At 73.8% G+C, this 15,811-nt stretch carries 18 protein-coding genes; 11 read left to right on the top strand and 7 right to left on the bottom strand.

Translation table 11 applies throughout. The features are described 5' to 3' along the window. Positions 1–2: 2 nt before the first annotated feature. Both ACQP00_RS34955 and ACQP00_RS34950 read right to left on the bottom strand, forming a co-directional pair. Complete coding sequence (locus ACQP00_RS34955) at positions 3–1,205, bottom strand: FAD-dependent monooxygenase (protein WP_433203896.1); 1,203 nt, start codon at positions 1,203–1,205, stop codon at positions 3–5. Between the two features lie 39 nt (positions 1,206–1,244). Next, the gene (locus tag ACQP00_RS34950) at positions 1,245–2,156 is read right to left on the bottom strand and encodes a polysaccharide deacetylase family protein (RefSeq protein WP_433203893.1); all 912 of its coding nucleotides are present in this window, start codon (positions 2,154–2,156) and stop codon (positions 1,245–1,247) included. A 121-nt stretch (positions 2,157–2,277) separates the two neighbouring features. Between ACQP00_RS34950 and ACQP00_RS34945 the strand changes: the two genes are divergently transcribed. The 5 genes from ACQP00_RS34945 to ACQP00_RS34925 all read left to right on the top strand — a co-directional run bounded on the left by ACQP00_RS34945 (position 2,278) and on the right by ACQP00_RS34925 (position 5,074). After that, complete coding sequence (locus ACQP00_RS34945) at positions 2,278–2,706, top strand: helix-turn-helix transcriptional regulator (protein WP_433203890.1); 429 nt, start codon at positions 2,278–2,280, stop codon at positions 2,704–2,706. Positions 2,707–2,716: 10 nt separating this feature from the next. Continuing rightward, a complete protein-coding gene (locus tag ACQP00_RS34940; RefSeq protein ID WP_433203887.1) occupies positions 2,717–3,127 on the top strand; it encodes a VOC family protein in 411 nt (136 codons plus the stop codon). A 10-nt stretch (positions 3,128–3,137) separates the two neighbouring features. Then, complete coding sequence (locus tag ACQP00_RS34935) at positions 3,138–3,794, top strand: hypothetical protein (protein ID WP_433203884.1); 657 nt, start codon at positions 3,138–3,140, stop codon at positions 3,792–3,794. A 73-nt stretch (positions 3,795–3,867) separates the two neighbouring features. Then, positions 3,868–4,389, top strand: a complete 522-nt coding sequence (locus ACQP00_RS34930; protein ID WP_433203881.1) for a GNAT family N-acetyltransferase — start codon at positions 3,868–3,870, stop codon at positions 4,387–4,389. Between the two features lie 40 nt (positions 4,390–4,429). After that, positions 4,430–5,074 carry a DUF998 domain-containing protein gene (locus ACQP00_RS34925; RefSeq protein ID WP_433203878.1) on the top strand — a complete coding sequence of 215 codons (645 nt, stop codon included), beginning with the start codon at positions 4,430–4,432 and terminating at the stop codon, positions 5,072–5,074. Here the strand turns inward: ACQP00_RS34925 and ACQP00_RS34920 are convergent. Then, the gene (locus ACQP00_RS34920) at positions 5,019–5,564 is read right to left on the bottom strand and encodes an ArsR/SmtB family transcription factor (RefSeq protein WP_433203875.1); all 546 of its coding nucleotides are present in this window, start codon (positions 5,562–5,564) and stop codon (positions 5,019–5,021) included. The genes ACQP00_RS34925 and ACQP00_RS34920 overlap by 56 nt on opposite strands. A 24-nt stretch (positions 5,565–5,588) precedes the next feature. On the opposite strand from ACQP00_RS34920, the gene ACQP00_RS34915 reads away from it, so the two are divergent. Next, positions 5,589–6,770, top strand: coding sequence for an MFS transporter (locus ACQP00_RS34915; protein WP_433203872.1), 1,182 nt, complete (start codon positions 5,589–5,591; stop codon positions 6,768–6,770). On the opposite strand, the gene ACQP00_RS34910 is transcribed toward ACQP00_RS34915, so the two are convergent. From ACQP00_RS34910 to ACQP00_RS34900, 3 genes are read right to left on the bottom strand one after another with little or no spacing between them, the layout of a single operon-like run. Then, the gene (locus ACQP00_RS34910; RefSeq protein ID WP_433203869.1) at positions 6,736–7,233 is read right to left on the bottom strand and encodes a metallophosphoesterase family protein; all 498 of its coding nucleotides are present in this window, start codon (positions 7,231–7,233) and stop codon (positions 6,736–6,738) included. The genes ACQP00_RS34915 and ACQP00_RS34910 overlap by 35 nt on opposite strands. Positions 7,234–7,242: 9 nt before the next feature. Continuing rightward, positions 7,243–7,797, bottom strand: a complete 555-nt coding sequence (locus ACQP00_RS34905; protein WP_433203866.1) for a TetR/AcrR family transcriptional regulator — start codon at positions 7,795–7,797, stop codon at positions 7,243–7,245. A gap of 9 nt (positions 7,798–7,806) precedes the next feature. Next, positions 7,807–8,235, bottom strand: coding sequence for a hypothetical protein (locus ACQP00_RS34900; RefSeq protein WP_433203863.1), 429 nt, complete (start codon positions 8,233–8,235; stop codon positions 7,807–7,809). An 81-nt stretch (positions 8,236–8,316) separates the two neighbouring features. Here ACQP00_RS34900 and fdh point away from each other — a divergent pair, with 81 nt between their 5' ends. From fdh to nrfD, 3 genes are read left to right on the top strand one after another with little or no spacing between them, the layout of a single operon-like run. Further along, entirely contained in the window at positions 8,317–11,520 is a 3,204-nt protein-coding gene (gene fdh / locus ACQP00_RS34895) for a formate dehydrogenase (protein ID WP_433203860.1), read from the top strand. 11 nt (positions 11,521–11,531) lie between these two features. Further along, positions 11,532–12,284, top strand: coding sequence for a 4Fe-4S dicluster domain-containing protein (locus ACQP00_RS34890; protein ID WP_433224098.1), 753 nt, complete (start codon positions 11,532–11,534; stop codon positions 12,282–12,284). Continuing rightward, positions 12,281–13,279: an NrfD/PsrC family molybdoenzyme membrane anchor subunit gene (gene nrfD, locus ACQP00_RS34885; RefSeq protein ID WP_433203857.1), complete on the top strand. Its 999-nt coding sequence runs from the start codon at positions 12,281–12,283 to the stop codon at positions 13,277–13,279. The genes ACQP00_RS34890 and nrfD overlap by 4 nt, the downstream gene beginning before the upstream one ends. Here the strand turns inward: nrfD and selD are convergent. Then, the gene (gene selD, locus ACQP00_RS34880) at positions 13,222–14,232 is read right to left on the bottom strand and encodes a selenide, water dikinase SelD (RefSeq protein ID WP_433203854.1); all 1,011 of its coding nucleotides are present in this window, start codon (positions 14,230–14,232) and stop codon (positions 13,222–13,224) included. The genes nrfD and selD overlap by 58 nt on opposite strands. Before the next feature lie 116 nt (positions 14,233–14,348). On the opposite strand from selD, the gene ACQP00_RS34875 reads away from it, so the two are divergent. Together ACQP00_RS34875 and ACQP00_RS34870 are read left to right on the top strand one after the other, a co-directional pair. Then, positions 14,349–15,005, top strand: coding sequence for a GntR family transcriptional regulator (locus tag ACQP00_RS34875; protein ID WP_433203851.1), 657 nt, complete (start codon positions 14,349–14,351; stop codon positions 15,003–15,005). Further along, a complete protein-coding gene (locus ACQP00_RS34870) occupies positions 15,002–15,760 on the top strand; it encodes a DUF1932 domain-containing protein (protein ID WP_433203848.1) in 759 nt (252 codons plus the stop codon). The genes ACQP00_RS34875 and ACQP00_RS34870 overlap by 4 nt, the downstream gene beginning before the upstream one ends. Positions 15,761–15,811 lie beyond the last annotated feature (51 nt).

The raw sequence follows: 15,811 nt of genomic DNA, 5'->3' as shown, positions 1-15,811 counted from the left end.
GCCTACGCGTACTCGGGCAGCTCCACGCCGTTGATCGCGCGCACGAGCAGTTCGCCGAACCAGTCGCCGGTGAAGTCGGGGAGTGGTTCGGCGTCCGGGTGCGGGACGTCGCGGGTGCGGGCGTTGAGCCGGCCGATCTCCTGGTTCGCCTCGACGTACGAGCGCATCAGCTGCTCGTAGCGCGCGAACCCGGCGTCGGGGTCCCAGCCGGCGGCGGCGAGTTCGCCGGCCAGCAGGTAGGCGCCGACCAGGGCCAGCCCGGTGCCCTGCCCGGACAGCGGGGACGAGCTGAACGCCGCGTCGCCGAGCAGGGCCACGCGGCCGTGCGACCAGCGGTCCATGACGACCTGGGCGACCTGGTCCAGGTAGAAGTCCGGGGTGTCGTCCAGGTGCGCGAGGAGCTGCGGGGTCAGCCAGCCCAGGCCGGCCATGCGCTCGCGCAGCAGCGCCTTCTGGGCGGGGATGTCGCGGTAGTCGACGGTGAAGTCGGGGGAGGGGAAGGAGAACATCGCCATCGCGCGGGTGGCGTCCTGGATCGGGCGCAGCAGGGCGGAGCGGCCGGACGCCTGGTCCTGGTGCTCCAGCAGCCAGCGGTCCAGGCCGAAGTCGTTCGGCACGCTGTAGAAGGCCAGCACGTGCCCGAGGTGGCGGACGAAGCGCTCGTGCGGGCCGAAGACCGTCGCGCGCAGGGCCGAGTGCAGGCCGTCGGCGCCGATCACCAGGTCGAAGCGGCGGCGGTCGCCGGCCGCGAAGGTGACGTCGACGCCCTCCGCGTCCTGGGTGAGCTCGGCGATCCGGTCGCCGAAGCGGTACTCGACGCTGTCGCGGGTGTCGTCGTACAGCACCCGGGACAGGTCGCCGCGCAGGATCTCGATGTCCGCGATGTAGCCGTCGCCGCCGTCGTCCTCGGCGCTGAAGGTCGCCAGGACCTGGCCGGCCGCGTCCACGGTGTGCGCGCCGGCGGTGTCGGTGCAGGCCGCGCGTACCGATGCGGCAAGACCCATGCGGTCGATGACGTCCTTGGCCACGCCGCGCGCGTCCACCGCCTGGCCGCCGGGGCGCAACTCGGGGGCCCGCTCCAGCACGGTGACCCGGGCTCCGCGCCGGTGCAGCCAGTGGGCCAGCGCGGGGCCCGCGATGCTCGCCCCGACCACCAACACCCGTGGATCGCCCACCCGCGTCCCCCGCCCGCTCAGCTCGTCCATCGGCGTCACGATAGCGCAGGTGAGGCGCCCGGCCCGCGGTTAGACCGGCAGGCGCTCCAGGGCGTAGTAGCGCTTCATCCAGGGGATGAGCTGGCGGTACGCCACGATCGTGTCCGGCTGGGCGTTGTCGTGGGACAGGATGATCGAGCCCTGGCGGACGTGGGACTTGATCTGGGAGATGACGCGCTGGATGTGGGCCTGGTCGTTGGCGTCGGGCTTGTGGTTCCAGTCCTGCGGGTCGACGTCCCAGTAGATCGAGGACATGCCCAGCGACTTGGCCTTGGCGACCAGGTCCGGGGTGAAGTTGCCGCCCGGGGCGCGGAAGTACTTGATCGGGGCGTCGGCGCCGACCGCGGCGTGGATCGCCTCGTTGGTCTTGCGCAGGTCCCAGTCGATGTACGACGGGTCGCGCTTGGCCAGGTCGATCAGGTGCTGCCAGGAGTGGTTGCACAGGGTGTGGCCGTCGGCGTAGATCTGGCGCACGAGTTCCGGATGGTCGCGGACCCGGAAGCCGACCATGCAGAACGTGGCCTTGACCCCGTTCTCGCGCAGCACCTGCAGGATCGCGGGCGTGTTGACCGGGTCGGGGCCGTCGTCGAAGGTCAGCGCGACCGTGGTGCCGCCGGTCCGCGACGCCGAGCTGGCCGGGCCGTGGCCGGTGCCGGGCGGGCGGATCGCATAGCCGCCCTCGGCGGTCTTCGCGGGCGACTTGCTCGGCGTGGGCCTGGCCTTCGTCGGGCTGGGCGTGGGGGAGGCGGGCTCGGTCGGTACCACGGGAGGCTCGACGGACAGCGTCGGCTCGACGCTGCTGTGGCCGCCCGCCGCCGCACCGGGCTGGGCGCTGTTGCCGGTCTTGTGCGGGCCGCACGCGACGGTGCCGACCAGCACTCCCAGCAGCACCACCGCGGCCGCGGCCGGGAAGACGTATCGAGATCTCTGGTTGCCGAGCACCCGGCCACGCTAGCGGAGAAGCGGCGGCGCGCGCATCCCCCGGCTCCTCCCGAAAACGGCCGATCCGGGGTCCCCCCGCAGGTCACCCCGGCTGTCGGGCGTGTCGCGTACTGTGACGGGCGTGACCGTGCCGGCGGACCTGCTGCCCCACCTGCGCCGCGCGCGGGATCACCTCGACCGGCACTACCCGGAGCCGCTGGACCTCGACGGCGTGGCGGCCGTCGCGGGCGTGTCGAAGTACCACTTCATCAGGTGTTTCGAGGGCGCCTACGGCGAGACGCCGATGCGGTATCTGACCCGCCGGCGCATCGAGCGGGCCCAGGACCTGCTGCGCTCCGCGAACCTGACGGTCACCGAGGTGTGCATGGCGGTCGGGTTCACCAGCCTGGGCTCGTTCTCCGCCAAGTTCACGAGACTGGTCGGGGAGAGCCCGGCCGTGTACCGCGGCCGCTGGGCCGTCGCCGGCGCGCCGCACGTGCCCGGCTGCTGGCTGTTCATGGCCGGCGTCGTCCGCAATTTTCGAGAAGGCGCCCCCGGTGACGGCCGGTAACGTCGCCGGCATGATTACGAACGTTTCCCTCGTCACCGTGTACGTGCTCGACCAGGACAAGGCCCGCGACTTCTACGTCGGCGTGCTCGGCTTCGAGGCCAGCATGGACGTCACCATGGGTGAGTTCCGCTGGGTCACCGTCAAGCACCCCGACCACCCCGAGCCGGAGATCACGCTCATGGTCCCGGGCCCGCCGCTGGACGACGAGGCGGCCGCGTTCGTGCGCCGCCAGCTGGAGAAGGGCGGCATGGGCGGGCTCGGCCTGCGGGTCGACGACTGCCGCAAGACCGCCGCCGAGTTCAAGGCCAAGGGCGTCGAGTTCGTGCAGGAACCCGAGGACCGCCCGTACGGCGTCGAGGCCGTCTTCCGCGACAACAGCGGCAACTGGCTGGTGATGGTCGAGCCGAAGATGTACGGCTAGGGTTTGGCCCATGGGGCGTCGGCAGGAGTACGCGGCGGCGCTGCGTGCCCTCGACGACTGGGCCCCCTACCTGCGCGAACACGGCGGGCTGCCCGGGCCGCGGGCCAACCTGGAGCTCGCCCAGGCGGTCGCGGACGTGGCCGGCCCGCAGCGGGCGGCGGCGCTGATCGGCAGCGGCGAGGAGTACCTGGCGCTGTGCGGGGTCGTCGCCCTCACCGACCCCGTGCTCCTGCGCGGGCACGCGACGGACCCGCGCTGGCGGGTGCGGGAGGGCGTGGCCATGGCCCTGCAGCGGCGGGCCGACACCGACCTGCCGTGGCTGCTCGACCTCGCCGACGACTGGGCCGGCGACCCGCACCCGCTCGTGCAGCGGGCGGCGGTCGCCGGCCTGTGCGAGCCCCGGCTGCTCAAGACCCCGGCGGCCGCGGCCCGGGCGGTCGCGGTCTGCGCGGCGGTGACGGCGTCCCTCGCCGCCCGGCCCGCGGCGGAGCGCCGCCGCGAGGACGTGCGGACGCTGCGCAAGGCCCTCGGCTACACGTGGAGCGTGGCGGTCGCGGCGGACAGACCGCATGGCCTCCAGGTGTTCGAGCGCCTCGCGGCATCGACCGACCCGGACGTGGCTTGGATCGTGCGCGAGAACCGCGGCAAGGCGAGGATGCAGCGATGAGGGTTGTGCACACCGCCGACCCGGACGTGGCCTGGATCGTGCGCGAGAACCGCGGCAAGGCGAGGATGCAGCGATGAGGGTTGTGCACACCGCTGACCTGGGCGCGGGGGAGCGGGCGCAGCTGCGGGCGATGCTCGACACCGCGTTCGCGGGCCGGTTCGACGACCACGACTGGTCGCACGCGCTCGGCGGGCTGCACGTGCTGGCCGAGGCGGGCGGCCGGATCGTCGCCCACGCCGCGGTCGTGCAGCGCTCGCTGCTCGCCGACGGGCTGCCGCTGCGGGCCGGGTACCTCGAGGCGGTCGCCGTCCACCCCGATCACCAGCGCCTCGGCTACGCCGCCGCCGTGCTCGACGAGTCCGAACGCATCATACGAGCCGGGTACGACATCGGTGCCCTCTCGGCCGCCGAGGGCGCCGCCGGGTTGTACGTGCGGCGGGGGTGGCGGCGCTGGAGCGGTACAACCGGGGTGGTCGGCTTGAAGGGTTTTGTCGCGACCCCGGACGATGACGGCAGCACCTATGTCCTGCCCGTCGCCGCCCTGCCGCCGGGCGGGGTCCTGGCGTGCGACTATCGCGCCGGAGATTTCTGGTAGGGCGATGTCGGATCCGGGGCCGGCCGTTCGAGGCATGGGTATGACGACGATTTCCGCTGACATCCGCGCCAACCGCGTGACCCGCTCGCTGCTCGGCTACGGGGTGCTCGCCGGCCCGTTCTACGTGGTGGTGAGCCTCGCCCAGGCGCTGACCCGGGACGGCTTCGAGCTGACCCGGCACTCGTGGAGCCTGCTGAGCAACGGCTCGCTCGGCTGGATCCAGATCGCGAACTTCATCCTGAGCGGCCTCATGGTGCTGGCCGCGGCCGCCGGCCTGGGCCGGGCGGTGCCGGCGAGCCCGTGGACGGCCCGGCTGGTCGGCGTGTTCGGGGCGTCGATGATCGCGGCCGGCCTGCTGCGCGCCGACCCGGCCCTGGGCTTCCCGGCCGGCACCCCGGACGGGATCGGCACCGTCAGCTGGCACGGGATCGGGCACCTCGTGGCGGGCGCGATCGGCTTCCTGTGCGTGGCCGCGGCGGCCTGGGTGCTGGCCCGGCACCAGTCGCCGGGCCTCGCCCGCTACTCGCGCGTCTCCGGCACGGTCTTCCTGCTGGCGTTCGTCGGGATCGCCACCGGCAGCGGCGCGCCCGGCTTCACCATCGGCTTCATCGCGGGCGTGCTCGTCATCTTCACGTGGCTCGCGGTGGTGTCCCTTCGCCTGTACCGCTCGCTGCCCTGCCGCTAGCGCCGGTCCGGAACGCGTGGACCGTCACCGCGACGGGAACGGTTCCCGGGGTGTGCGCCGGCCGGGCCGCGGCGTGCAGCGCGTCCCCGAGCGACTGGATCCCCTCCCGGTACCGCTCCCAGGCCTCCGGCGCCACCCACAACTCGCCGTCCGTCGTGACCCCGGGGTGCTCCGGGTCGCGGCGGGCGGCCCGTTCCCGCAGCCCGTGGGCGAGGGTCCCGGCCAGGAACGCGGTGCCGTCGCGCTGGTCGGAGAGCGGGGAGCCCTGCACGGTGCGGTACCGCCGCTCGTGCCCGCCCCGCAGGGTCCGCTCCTCGGCCAGCTCGACCAGCCCGGCCGCGGCGAGCTTGCGCAGGTGCTGGCTGGCGAGGGCGTGCGAGACCGCCAGCTCCCGGGCCAGCTCGGCGGCGGACATCGGCCCGGGCCACATCAGGTTGAGCATCCGCAGCCGCAGCGGGTGGGCGAGCGCGCGCAGGACATCGTCGGACATACCCCCAAGTATATGCTTGGGGGTATGCTGACGACCGCGCGGGTGCTGTCCGATCGCAACGCCCGGCTGTATCTGGGCGGCGTCTTCGTCTCGGGCTTCGGCGACTCGGCGATGGCCCTGGCCGCCGGCGTGTGGGTGAAGACCCGGACCGGCTCCGACGCCCTGGCCGGCATCGTGAACGTGGGGATGTGGCTGGCCCTGCTGCTCGGCCCGTGGCTCGGCGGGGTGGCCGACCGGGTCGACCGCCGCCGCCTGCTCGTGCTGGTCAACCTGGCCCTGGGCGCGGTCCTGGCCACGGTGTCCACGGGCCACGTCTGGCTGCTGTTCGCGGCCCTGACCCTGGTCGGCGTGGGCGGGGTGCTGATCGACGCGGCCGAGGCGGCGCTGCTGCCCTCGGTGGTGCCGGTCGAGCTGCGCGGCGATTTCAACGGCCTCGTCCGTACCGTCATCGAGGGCATGAAGCTCATCGCGCCCGCCGCCGGCGCGGGCCTGTTCACCTGGCTGGGCGGGCCGGCGGTGGCCTGGCTGAACGCGCTGACCTTCGCGGCGGCGGGCGCGGCCTTCCTGCTGCTGCGGGTGCCGCCCGCGCCGGCCGCGCCGGCCGCGCCGCCCGCGCCGGCCGCGCCGGCCGCGCCGGCCGGGGCGGTTGCCGTGCAGGAGCCCGTCCCGGTGCTGCGCGACCGCACCCTGCGCGCCCTGATCCTGGCCGCGGCGGCGGCGATGGTGGCGTCGAGCTGGTCGAGCAGCGCGACGTACGCGCTGCTGGACGCCCTGCACCGGCCGCCCGCGTGCGCCGGGGTGCTGACGCCCGCCCAGGGCCTCGGCTCGGTGGTGTGCGGCCTGCTCGCGGGCCCGCTGATGCGGCGCCTCGGCGAGGGCGGCTTCGCCTCGCTCGGCCTGGCCCTGGTCGCGGCCGGCGCACTGGCCCGGGCCACGCCGTGGACGGGGCTGGTGCTGGCCGGCTGCGTGCTGATGGGGCTGGGGCTGCCGGCCCCGCTGGTCGCGGCGATCACGGCGGTGCAGCGGATCGTCCCGCAGGAGCGCCTGGGCCGGGCCGCCGCGACCGCGAACTCGCTGATGTTCGTCCCGGCCGGCCCGGCGCTGCTCGTCGGCGGGCTCGCGGTGGCGGTCCTGGACTACCGCGTGCAGACGGTGGCCGCCGCCGCCCTCGCTATCGGCGCAGCCGGTGCACTTGCACGTCGCTGACCGCGCCGGCGTCCAGGGTCGCCGTCATGTAGGTGCAGAACGGCTCGCGCCGCCGGTCCGTCGGCGAGCCGGGGTTGAGCAGCCGCAGCCCGCCCGGGGCGACGGTGTCCCACGGGATGTGGGAGTGGCCGAAGACGAGGAGGTCGCGGCCGGAGTACCGGGCGGCGCAGCGGTCCTCGCGCCCCTTGGCCGCGCCGGTCTCGTGGACCACGGCGAGGCGCACGCCGGCCAGCTCGGCCTCGGCCACCTCCGGCAGGCGGGCGCGCAGGTCGGGGCCGTCGTTGTTGCCGTACACGCCGATCAGCCGCGCCGCCCGCTCCTCCAGCGCGTCGAGCAGCGCCACGTCGACCCAGTCCCCGGCGTGGATCACCACGTCGGCGGCGTCGACCGCGGCCCACAGCGGCGGCGGCAGGGTCCGGGCGCGCAGGGGCACGTGGGTGTCGGCGATCAGCAGCACCTGCATGACCCGATGCTACGAGGAGAACCCGCGGACCAGCGCGCTCAGGCCGGCCTCGAACCAGGCGTCGTAGTACGGGCCGGTCGCGGGGTCCGGGGGCTCCCCGCCGACCTGGGCGAGCGCGTGGCCCAGGGTGAACACCGCGACCGACTGCACGATCGTCACGGCCCGCTCGTCGTCGATGCCGTCCGCGGCGAACGCCGTCAGCAGCGGGGCGATCAGGGCCCGGCCGCGCTCGGCGTCGACCGGGTGGGTGGCCAGCAGGGCGACCGCGCGGGGGTGGCGCAGGAGCATCGCGCGGTAGCCCTCGGCGAAGCCGCGCAGCATCCCCGGCCAGTCCGGCGCGGGCGCGACGTCGACGGTCAGGGCGAGGGCGTCCACCACCCCGGCGAGGACGGCGTCGCGGCTGTCGAAGTGGCGGTACAGCGACATCGCCGTCACCCCCAGCGCCGCCCCCAGCCGCCGCATGGTCAGCGCGTCGAGGCCCTCGGCGTCGATCACCGACACCGCGGCGGCCAGGATGTCCTCGGGATGCAGCTGGCGGGGCCGGCCGGGACGGCGAGCAGTCACCCACCAACCCTAGAGAAACGCCGCGAGGGCCGTGGTAGCGGCCATGGCCAGGGTCAGGACGCCGACGACAATGTGCTGCACGTCGATGACGACGGCGTGCCCATCCGTCGGGAGGATCTTCAGGGTGCGGGCGTACTCCCGCCGGTACTGCTCGGCCTGGCCCGCGCTGGCCCGCCCGAAGTACGGCAGCCACCACGCCCGCACATGGCCCAGGACGCACAGCCCGCACAGCACCAGCGCCACCGCCAGCGACCACGGCCGGTGCAGGGCCACCCCGGCCGCGATGGCCAGCGGGAAGGGGTAGTTCACGCAGGCGGCCAGGACCCGGTCCCGCAGGTTGCCGGGCCGCAGGTCGTTGAGCGGGTACATCGGCACCCACTCGGTCAGGACGAGCCAGAGCAGCCAGGCCAGGGGCACGGCGACAGCGATCGGCGTCATGGTCCACCTCCGGTATACGTTGTAAACATACGGCGTACACAAACTATGCGTCATGCCGGGGGAGGTGCGCAAGGGGCGGGGATGTGGCATAGAGTCGGGGGCGTGGAATGGCTGCGGCGATGGCCGGTCTACCGGCAGCTCACCGGGCCCGATCCGACGGGCCGCGCCGAGGCCGTGCGCTCCGCCAAGACCGAGGCGATCACCGCCCGCACCACCCAGGCCGACTCGGTGGCGAAGTCCGTCTGCCCCTACTGCGCCGTCGGCTGCGGCCAGCAGGTGTTCGTCAAGGACGGCAAGGTCATCCAGATCGAGGGCGACCCCGACAGCCCCATCTCGCGCGGGCGGCTGTGCCCGAAGGGTTCGGCCAGCAAGAGCCTGGTGACCAGCCCGCTGCGGGCGACCAAGGTGAAGTACCGGCGGCCCTACGGCACGCAGTGGGAGGAGCTCGACCTCGCCACGGCGCTGGAGATGATCGCCGACCGGGTGGTGGCCGCGCGCGAGGAGACCTGGCAGGACGCCGACGAGCAGGGCCGTCCGCTCAACCGCACGCTCGGCATCGCCAGCCTCGGCGGGGCGACGCTGGACAACGAAGAGAACTACCTGATCAAGAAGCTGTTCACCGCGGTCGGGGCGCTGCAGATCGAGAACCAGGCCCGCATTTGACACTCCGCCACCGTCCCCGGTCTGGGGACCAGTTTCGGTCGCGGCGGTGCCACGGGCTTCCAGCAGGACCTGGCCAACGCTGACTGCATCGTGATCCAGGGCTCGAACATGGCCGAGGCCCACCCGGTCGGCTTCCAGTGGGTGATGGAGGCCAAGGCCCGCGGGGCGAAGGTCATCCACATCGACCCCCGGTTCACGCGCACCAGCGCCGTCGCCGACCGCTTCGTGCCGATCCGCGCCGGGTCGGACATCGCGCTGCTCGGGGGCGTGGTCAACCACATCCTCAGCAACGAGCTGGACTTCCGGGAATACGTCGTGGCGTACACGAACGCCGCCACGATCATCGGCGAGGACTTCCGCGACACCGAGGACCTCGAGGGGCTGTTCTCCGGCTTCGACGCGGACAAGCAGGCCTACGACCCCGCGTCCTGGCAGTACGAGGGCCACCAGGAGAGCCCGGAGCACGGGCAGGACACCCGGGAGACCGCGGGCGGGATGCAGCACGAGTCGCACGGGCCGCCGATCCCGGCGCACACCCGGCGCGACGAGACGCTGCAGCACCCGCGCTGCGTCTACCAGATCCTGAAGCGGCACTTCGCGCGGTACACCCCGGAGGTCGTGCGGGACGTGTGCGGGATCGCGCCCGAGGACTTCGCGGCCATCTGCGAGGCGTGGACGCAGAACTCCGGCCGCGAGCGCACGACCGCGCTGGTGTACTCGGTGGGCTGGACGCAGCACTCGGTGGGGGTGCAGTACATCCGCACCGGCGCGATCATCCAGCTCCTGCTGGGCAACATGGGCCGGCCCGGCGGCGGCATCATGGCCCTGCGCGGGCACGCCAGCATCCAGGGCTCGACCGACATCCCGACCCTGTTCAACCTGCTGCCGGGATACCTGCCGATGCCGACCGCCGGCAAGCACGACACGTTCGACGAGTGGGTCGACGCGATCCGCCACCCCGGGCAGAAGGGCTTCTGGGGCAACGCGCGCGCGTTCGCGGTGAGCCTGCTCAAGGCGTACTTCGGCGACGCGGCGACGGCGGAGAACGACTACGGCTACGGCTACCTGCCCCGGATGACCGGCGACCACGGCACGTACCAGCAGGTCCTGAACATGCTCGACGGGAAGATCAAGGGGTACTTCCTGCTCGGCCAGAACCCCGCCGTCGGCTCCGCGCACGGCCGCGCCCAGCGCCTCGGCATGGCCCAGCTGGACTGGCTCGTGGTCCGCGACCTGTACGAGATCGAGAGCGCCACGTTCTGGCGGGACGCCCCCGAGATCGAGACCGGCGAGATCGTCACCGAGGAGTGCAAGACCGAGGTGTTCCTGCTGCCCGCCGCCTCCCACGTGGAGAAGGAGGGCACGTTCACCCAGACCCAGCGGCTGCTGCAGTGGCGGCACAAGGCCGTCGACCCGCCGGGCGACTGCCGCTCCGAGCTGTGGTTCTTCTACCACCTCGGGCGGCTGATCAAGGCCCGGCTGGCCGGGTCCACCCTGGAGCGCGACCGGGCCGTGCGCGACCTGGCCTGGGACTATCCCACGCACGGTCCGCACGACGAGCCCTCGGCCGAGTCGGTCCTGCGGGAGATCAACGGCTACGACACGTCCACCGGCGACGTGGTGTCCGGCTTCATGGACCTCAAGGACGACGGGTCCACCGCGTGCGGGTGCTGGATCTACTCCGGCGTCTTCGCGGGCGGCGTGAACGGGGCGGCGCGGCGTACCCCCGCCTCGAAGGACGACCCGATCGGCCTGGAGTGGGGCTGGGCCTGGCCGATGAACCGCCGGATGCTCTACAACCGCGCCTCCGCCGACCCGCAGGGACGCCCCTGGAGCGCGCGCAAGGCCTACATCTCCTGGGACGAGTCCAGGGGCGAGTGGACCGGCCCGGACGTGCCCGACTTCGAGAAGACCAAGCCGCCGTCGTACCGTCCTGAGCCCGGCACCGCCGGCCCGGCCGGGATCGCCGGGGACGACCCGTTCGTCATGCAGGGCGACGGCAAGGGCTGGCTCTTCGTGCCGAGCGGCCTCGTCGACGGGCCGCTGCCCACGCACTACGAGCCGGGCGAGTCGCCGGTGGAGAACCCGCTGTACAAGCAGCAGGCCAACCCGACCCGCAAGCGCTACCAGCGCTCCGAGAACCCGATGAACCCGGTGCGCAGCGAGGTCTTCCCGTTCGTGTTCACCACCAGCCGGCTCACCGAGCACCACACCGCCGGCGGGATGAGCCGCACCCTGGACTACCTCGCCGAGCTGCAGCCCGCGATGTTCGTCGAGGTGTCGCCGGCCCTGGCCGCCGAGCGCGGCCTGGAGCACATGGGCTGGGCGCACGTCATCACCAGCCGCTCCGCGGTCGAGGCCCGGGTGATGGTGACCCCGCGGCTGCGGCCGCTGCGCATCGACGGGCGGCCGGTGCACCAGGTGTGGCTGCCGTACCACTGGGGCGGTTCCGGTCTGACCACCGGCGACTCCGCCAACGACCTGATCGGGATCGTGCTGGACCCGAACGTGCTGATCCAGGAGAGCAAGGTCGGCACCTGCGACGTGCGGCCCGGCCGCCGCCCGCGCGGGGCCGCGCTGCGCGCCCTGGTCGAGGACTACAACCGGAGGGCGGGCCTGTGACCGTCGAGCGCATGGGCTTCTTCACCGACACCAGCGTCTGCATCGGCTGCAAGGCGTGCGAGGTGGCGTGCAAGGAGTGGAACGCGGTACCCGCCGACGGCCTCGACCTGCTCGGCCAGTCCTTCGACAACACCGGCCAGCTGGACGCGAACTCGTGGCGGCACGTGGCCTTCATCGAGCAGCCGGCCCCTGATGATTCCGGCGACATGCGCTGGCTGATGATGTCGGACGTGTGCAAGCACTGCACGCACGCCGCCTGCCTGGACGTCTGCCCGACCGGCGCGCTCATGCACACCGAGTTCGAGACGGTCATCGTGCAGTCCGACATCTGCAACGGCTGCGGGTACTGCGTGTCGGCCTGCCCGTACGGCGTGATCGACCGCCGCGAGGGTGACGGCCGCGCCTGGAAGTGCACCCTGTGCTACGACCGCATCGGCGACGGCCTGATGCCGGCCTGCGCGACCGCCTGCCCCACCCAGTCCATCCAGTACGGCCCCCTCGACGAGCTCCGCGAGCGCGCCGAGGCCCGGCTCGAGGCCCTCGACAAGCCGGAGGCCCGGCTCTACGGCCACGACCCGGCCGACGGCGTGGGCGGCCAGGGCGCGTTCTTCCTGCTGCTGGACGAGCCCGAGGTGTACGGCCTGCCGCCCGCCCCCGTCGCCACCACGCGTAACCTCCCAGGCATGTGGAAGCGAGCGGGTTTCGCCGCGCTGACCATGGCGGCGGCGGTCGTCGCCGTGTCGTTCCTGGGCCGCCGCCCGTGACCTCCCCGCGCGACCGTGACCGGCGGCCGAAGCGTGAGCACGGCGGCGAGGACGTCCAGGTTCCGAAGGCCGACTTCCGCTCGTACTACGGCCGGCAGATCGTCAAGACCCCCGTCTGGCGCCACGACGTCCCCGCGTACCTGTTCACGGGTGGCCTGGCCGCCGGCAGTTCGCTGCTCGCCGCCGGCGCCGACCTGACCGGCCGCCCGAAGACCCGCCGGGCGGCCCGCCTGGCCGCGCTGGGGGCCCTCGGCGTGAGCACCTACTTCCTGATCAACGACCTGGGCCGCCCCGAGCGCTTCCACCACATGCTGCGGGTGGCCAAGCCGACCTCGCCGATGTCGATGGGCACCTGGATCCTCAGCGCCATCGGCGGCGCCGCCGGCCTGGCCGCCGTCACGGAGGCCCGCCCGCGCGGAATAATCGGCGCCGCCGGACGGGCGGCCGGTCTTGGCGCGGCGGCCCTCGCCCCGGCGCTGGCCACGTACACGGCCGTGCTGATCGCCGACACCGCCGCCCCGTCCTGGCACGCCGCCCGCGACGACCTGCCGTTCGCCTTCGCCGGCAGCGCCCTGGCCTCCGGCGCCGCCGTCGGCCTCATCGCCGCCCCACCGTCCGAGGGCGGACCGGCCCGCGCCCTGGCCGTCGGCGGCGTCGCCCTGGAACTGGCCGCAACCCACCGCATCGAGCACGGCCTGGGCCTGCTCAGCGAGCCGTACCGCACGGGCAAGGCGGGCCGCCTCCTGCGCGCCGCCCGCCGGCTCAACCTCGCGGGCGCGGCCGGTGCCCTGCTGGGCCGCCGCAGCCGCGTCCTGTCCGCCCTGTCCGGTGCAGCCCTGCTGGCCGGTTCGCTGGCCACCCGGTTCGGCATCTTCGAGGCCGGCGTGGCGTCCACCCGCGACCCGAAGTACGTCGTCGAACCGCAGAAGGCCGCCGGTCAGCGCACGCGGAGCGTCGGACCGGCCGCGGGAACCAGCTCGCCGACGACCGGGTAGCCCGGGATCTCCCCGGCCACCAGCAGCCCGCCCGACGTCTGCGCGTCCGCGAGCAGCAGCAGCTCGTCCTCGGCAACGGAATCCGCGTCGAGGTACGGGCGGACCCAGTCGAGGTTGCGCCGCGTACCGCCGCTCACGAACCCGTCGGCCAGGGCCTTGCGGGCGCCGTCGAGGTACGGCACCGCACCCGAGTCGATCACCGCCGTCACACCCGAAGCGCGGGCCAGCTTGTGCAGGTGGCCCAGCAGCCCGAACCCGGTCACGTCGGTGGCGCAGGTCGCGCCCGCCGCGAGCGCCGCCTCCGACGCGTCCCGGTTCAGCGTGGTCATCGCGGCCACCGCGTGCGGGAACGGCTCGCCCGTGGCCTTGTGCCGGCTGTTCAGCACGCCGATCCCCAACGGCTTGGTCAGCGTCAGCGGCACGCCCGCGCGGCCGGCGTCGTTGCGCAGCAGGCGCGCGGGGTCGGCGAGGCCGGTGACCGCCATCCCGTACTTCGGCTCCGGATCGTCCACCGAGTGCCCGCCCGCGACGTGGCAGGCGGCCTCCCGGGCCACGTCGAGCCCGCCGCGCAGCACCTCGGCCGCGAGCTCCATCGGCAGCAGGTCGCGCGGCCAGGCCAGGAGGTTGACGGCGACGACGGGGCGCCCGCCCATCGCGTACACGTCGGACAGCGCGTTCGCGGCGGCGATGCGGCCCCAGTCGTAGGCGTCGTCGACCACCGGCGTGAAGAAGTCGGCGGTGGCCACGATCGCCGTGCCGTTCGCGATCGTCACGACCGCCGCGTCGTCGCCGTCGTCGAGGCCGACCAGCAGCTCGCCGGGGCCCTGCGGGGCGCCGCCGCCCATGAGGCCGGCGACCACCGCCTCCAGCTCGCCGGGCGGGATCTTGCACGCACAGCCGCCCCCGTGGGCATAGCCGGTGAGCCGCGTCGTCGTCTGCGTCACGCCCACCACTCTATGCCCAACCGCAGGCGGGAATTGTCAACGATCCGTGGCCTTTCCCAACAGCGATTCCGCCATGGTACGGCACATTGTTGACAATCCCCGCCCGCCGTTGCGACACTTCCGCCGTGCCCGAGCAGCCCCCGCCGCCCCCTGCGGCGCTCGCCCGCGAGGCGTTGCGGGCGGCGATCCTGCGCGGCGAGTACCTGCCCGGCGAGCGCCTCGTCGAGGCCCAGCTGAGCGAGCGGTTCGCGGCCAGCCGGTTCACCGTCCGCGCCGCCCTGCAGGAGCTCGCCGGCGACGGCCTGGTCGAGATGCGCCGCAACAAGGGCGCCCACGTGCGCAAGGTCTCCATCGAGGAGGCGATCGAGATCAGCGAGGTCCGGATGGTCCTCGAGGGCCTGGTCGCCGCCCGCGCCGCCGTCCGGGTCAGCGACGGGCAGGCCAGCGAGCTCGACGAGGTGGCGCTGCTGATGCGCCGGGCGGTCGGGGCGGGGGAGTTCCACCGGTACAGCGACCTGAACCACCGCCTGCACGCGCTCATCCGCGACATCGCCGGGCACCGCACCGCCGACGGCATCATCGAGACGCTGCGCGGGCAGCTGGTCCGCCACCAGTTCATGCTGTCGCTGCACCCGGGCCGGCCCGCCGTGTCGCTGCCCCAGCACGAGCGGATCGTCGAGGCCATCCGCCGCCGCGATCCCGAGGCGGCCGAGTCCGCGATGCGCGAGCACATCGCGTCCGTGATCGACCACCTGCGAACCCTGGACAAGGTGCTGACATGACGGTGATCGCGGTGCTCGGACTGGGCGAGGCCGGCGGACGGTTCGCGACCGATCTCGTCGCGGCCGGGGCGACGGTGCGCGGGTACGACCCGCGGGTCGCCGCGCCACACGGGGTACACCCGGCGGAACACGCGGCCGAAGCCTGCACCGGCGCCGAGCTCGTGCTCAGCGTCAACAGCGCCGCCGACGCCCTCGACGCCCTGGCCCAGGGGCTGCCGGGCTGCGCGCCGGGGACGGTCTGGGCCGAGCTCAACACCGCCGCCCCGGCGCTCAAGCAGCGGGTCCAGGCGATCGCGGGGGACCGGGCCGTCGTCGCCGACGTGGCCATCATGGCGCCGGTGCCGCCGCGCGGCCTGGCCACCCCGATGTCCGCCAGCGGCCCGGGCGCGGCGCGGTTCGCGGCCCTGCTCGGCCCGCTCGGCACGCCGGTCGAGGTGCTCGCCGGCCCGGTCGGGCTGGCCGCCACCCGCAAGCTGCTGCGCTCGGTGTTCTACAAGGGCCTGGCGGCCGCCGTCATCGAGGCCCTCACCGCGGCCGAGGCGGCCGGCCTGCACGACTGGCTGGCCGGGAACATCGCCGAGGAACTCACCCGGGCCGACGCCGCGACCCTCGACCGGCTCGTCACCGGCTCGCGCACCCACGCCGTGCGCCGCGGCCACGAGATGCAGGCCGCCGCCGACCTCCTCGACGGGCTCGGCGTCCCGGCCCGCATCGCCCGAGCCGGCCGCGACTGGCTCAAGGACCTCGAACCCTGACGGTTCCCGCTGGCCGGAAGCTTTCCCGGCCATCCATCGAGGATCCGGCCG

Origin of the sequence: Dactylosporangium sp. CS-047395, assembly GCF_050942185.1 — a bacterium.
GTDB lineage: Bacteria > Actinomycetota > Actinomycetes > Mycobacteriales > Micromonosporaceae > Dactylosporangium.
The sequence above is the reverse complement of the archived record's forward strand: the minus strand, read 5'-3'. Positions and strand labels throughout refer to the sequence as shown.

What these genes read in the sequence shown, in the direction of transcription:
- ACQP00_RS34870 (WP_433203848.1), top strand. Translation starts at nt 15,002, where the DNA reads ATGACGGTGATCGCGGTGCTCGGACTGGGCGAGGCCGGCGGACGGTTC.
- ACQP00_RS34955 (WP_433203896.1), bottom strand. Translation starts at nt 1,205, where the DNA reads ATGGACGAGCTGAGCGGGCGGGGGACGCGGGTGGGCGATCCACGGGTG.
- ACQP00_RS34930 (WP_433203881.1), top strand. Translation starts at nt 3,868, where the DNA reads ATGAGGGTTGTGCACACCGCTGACCTGGGCGCGGGGGAGCGGGCGCAG.
- ACQP00_RS34925 (WP_433203878.1), top strand. Translation starts at nt 4,430, where the DNA reads ATGACGACGATTTCCGCTGACATCCGCGCCAACCGCGTGACCCGCTCG.
- ACQP00_RS34910 (WP_433203869.1), bottom strand. Translation starts at nt 7,233, where the DNA reads ATGCAGGTGCTGCTGATCGCCGACACCCACGTGCCCCTGCGCGCCCGG.
- ACQP00_RS34900 (WP_433203863.1), bottom strand. Translation starts at nt 8,235, where the DNA reads ATGACGCCGATCGCTGTCGCCGTGCCCCTGGCCTGGCTGCTCTGGCTC.
- ACQP00_RS34890 (WP_433224098.1), top strand. Translation starts at nt 11,532, where the DNA reads ATGGGCTTCTTCACCGACACCAGCGTCTGCATCGGCTGCAAGGCGTGC.
- ACQP00_RS34935 (WP_433203884.1), top strand. Translation starts at nt 3,138, where the DNA reads ATGGGGCGTCGGCAGGAGTACGCGGCGGCGCTGCGTGCCCTCGACGAC.
- ACQP00_RS34915 (WP_433203872.1), top strand. Translation starts at nt 5,589, where the DNA reads ATGCTGACGACCGCGCGGGTGCTGTCCGATCGCAACGCCCGGCTGTAT.
- ACQP00_RS34920 (WP_433203875.1), bottom strand. Translation starts at nt 5,564, where the DNA reads ATGTCCGACGATGTCCTGCGCGCGCTCGCCCACCCGCTGCGGCTGCGG.
- ACQP00_RS34940 (WP_433203887.1), top strand. Translation starts at nt 2,717, where the DNA reads ATGATTACGAACGTTTCCCTCGTCACCGTGTACGTGCTCGACCAGGAC.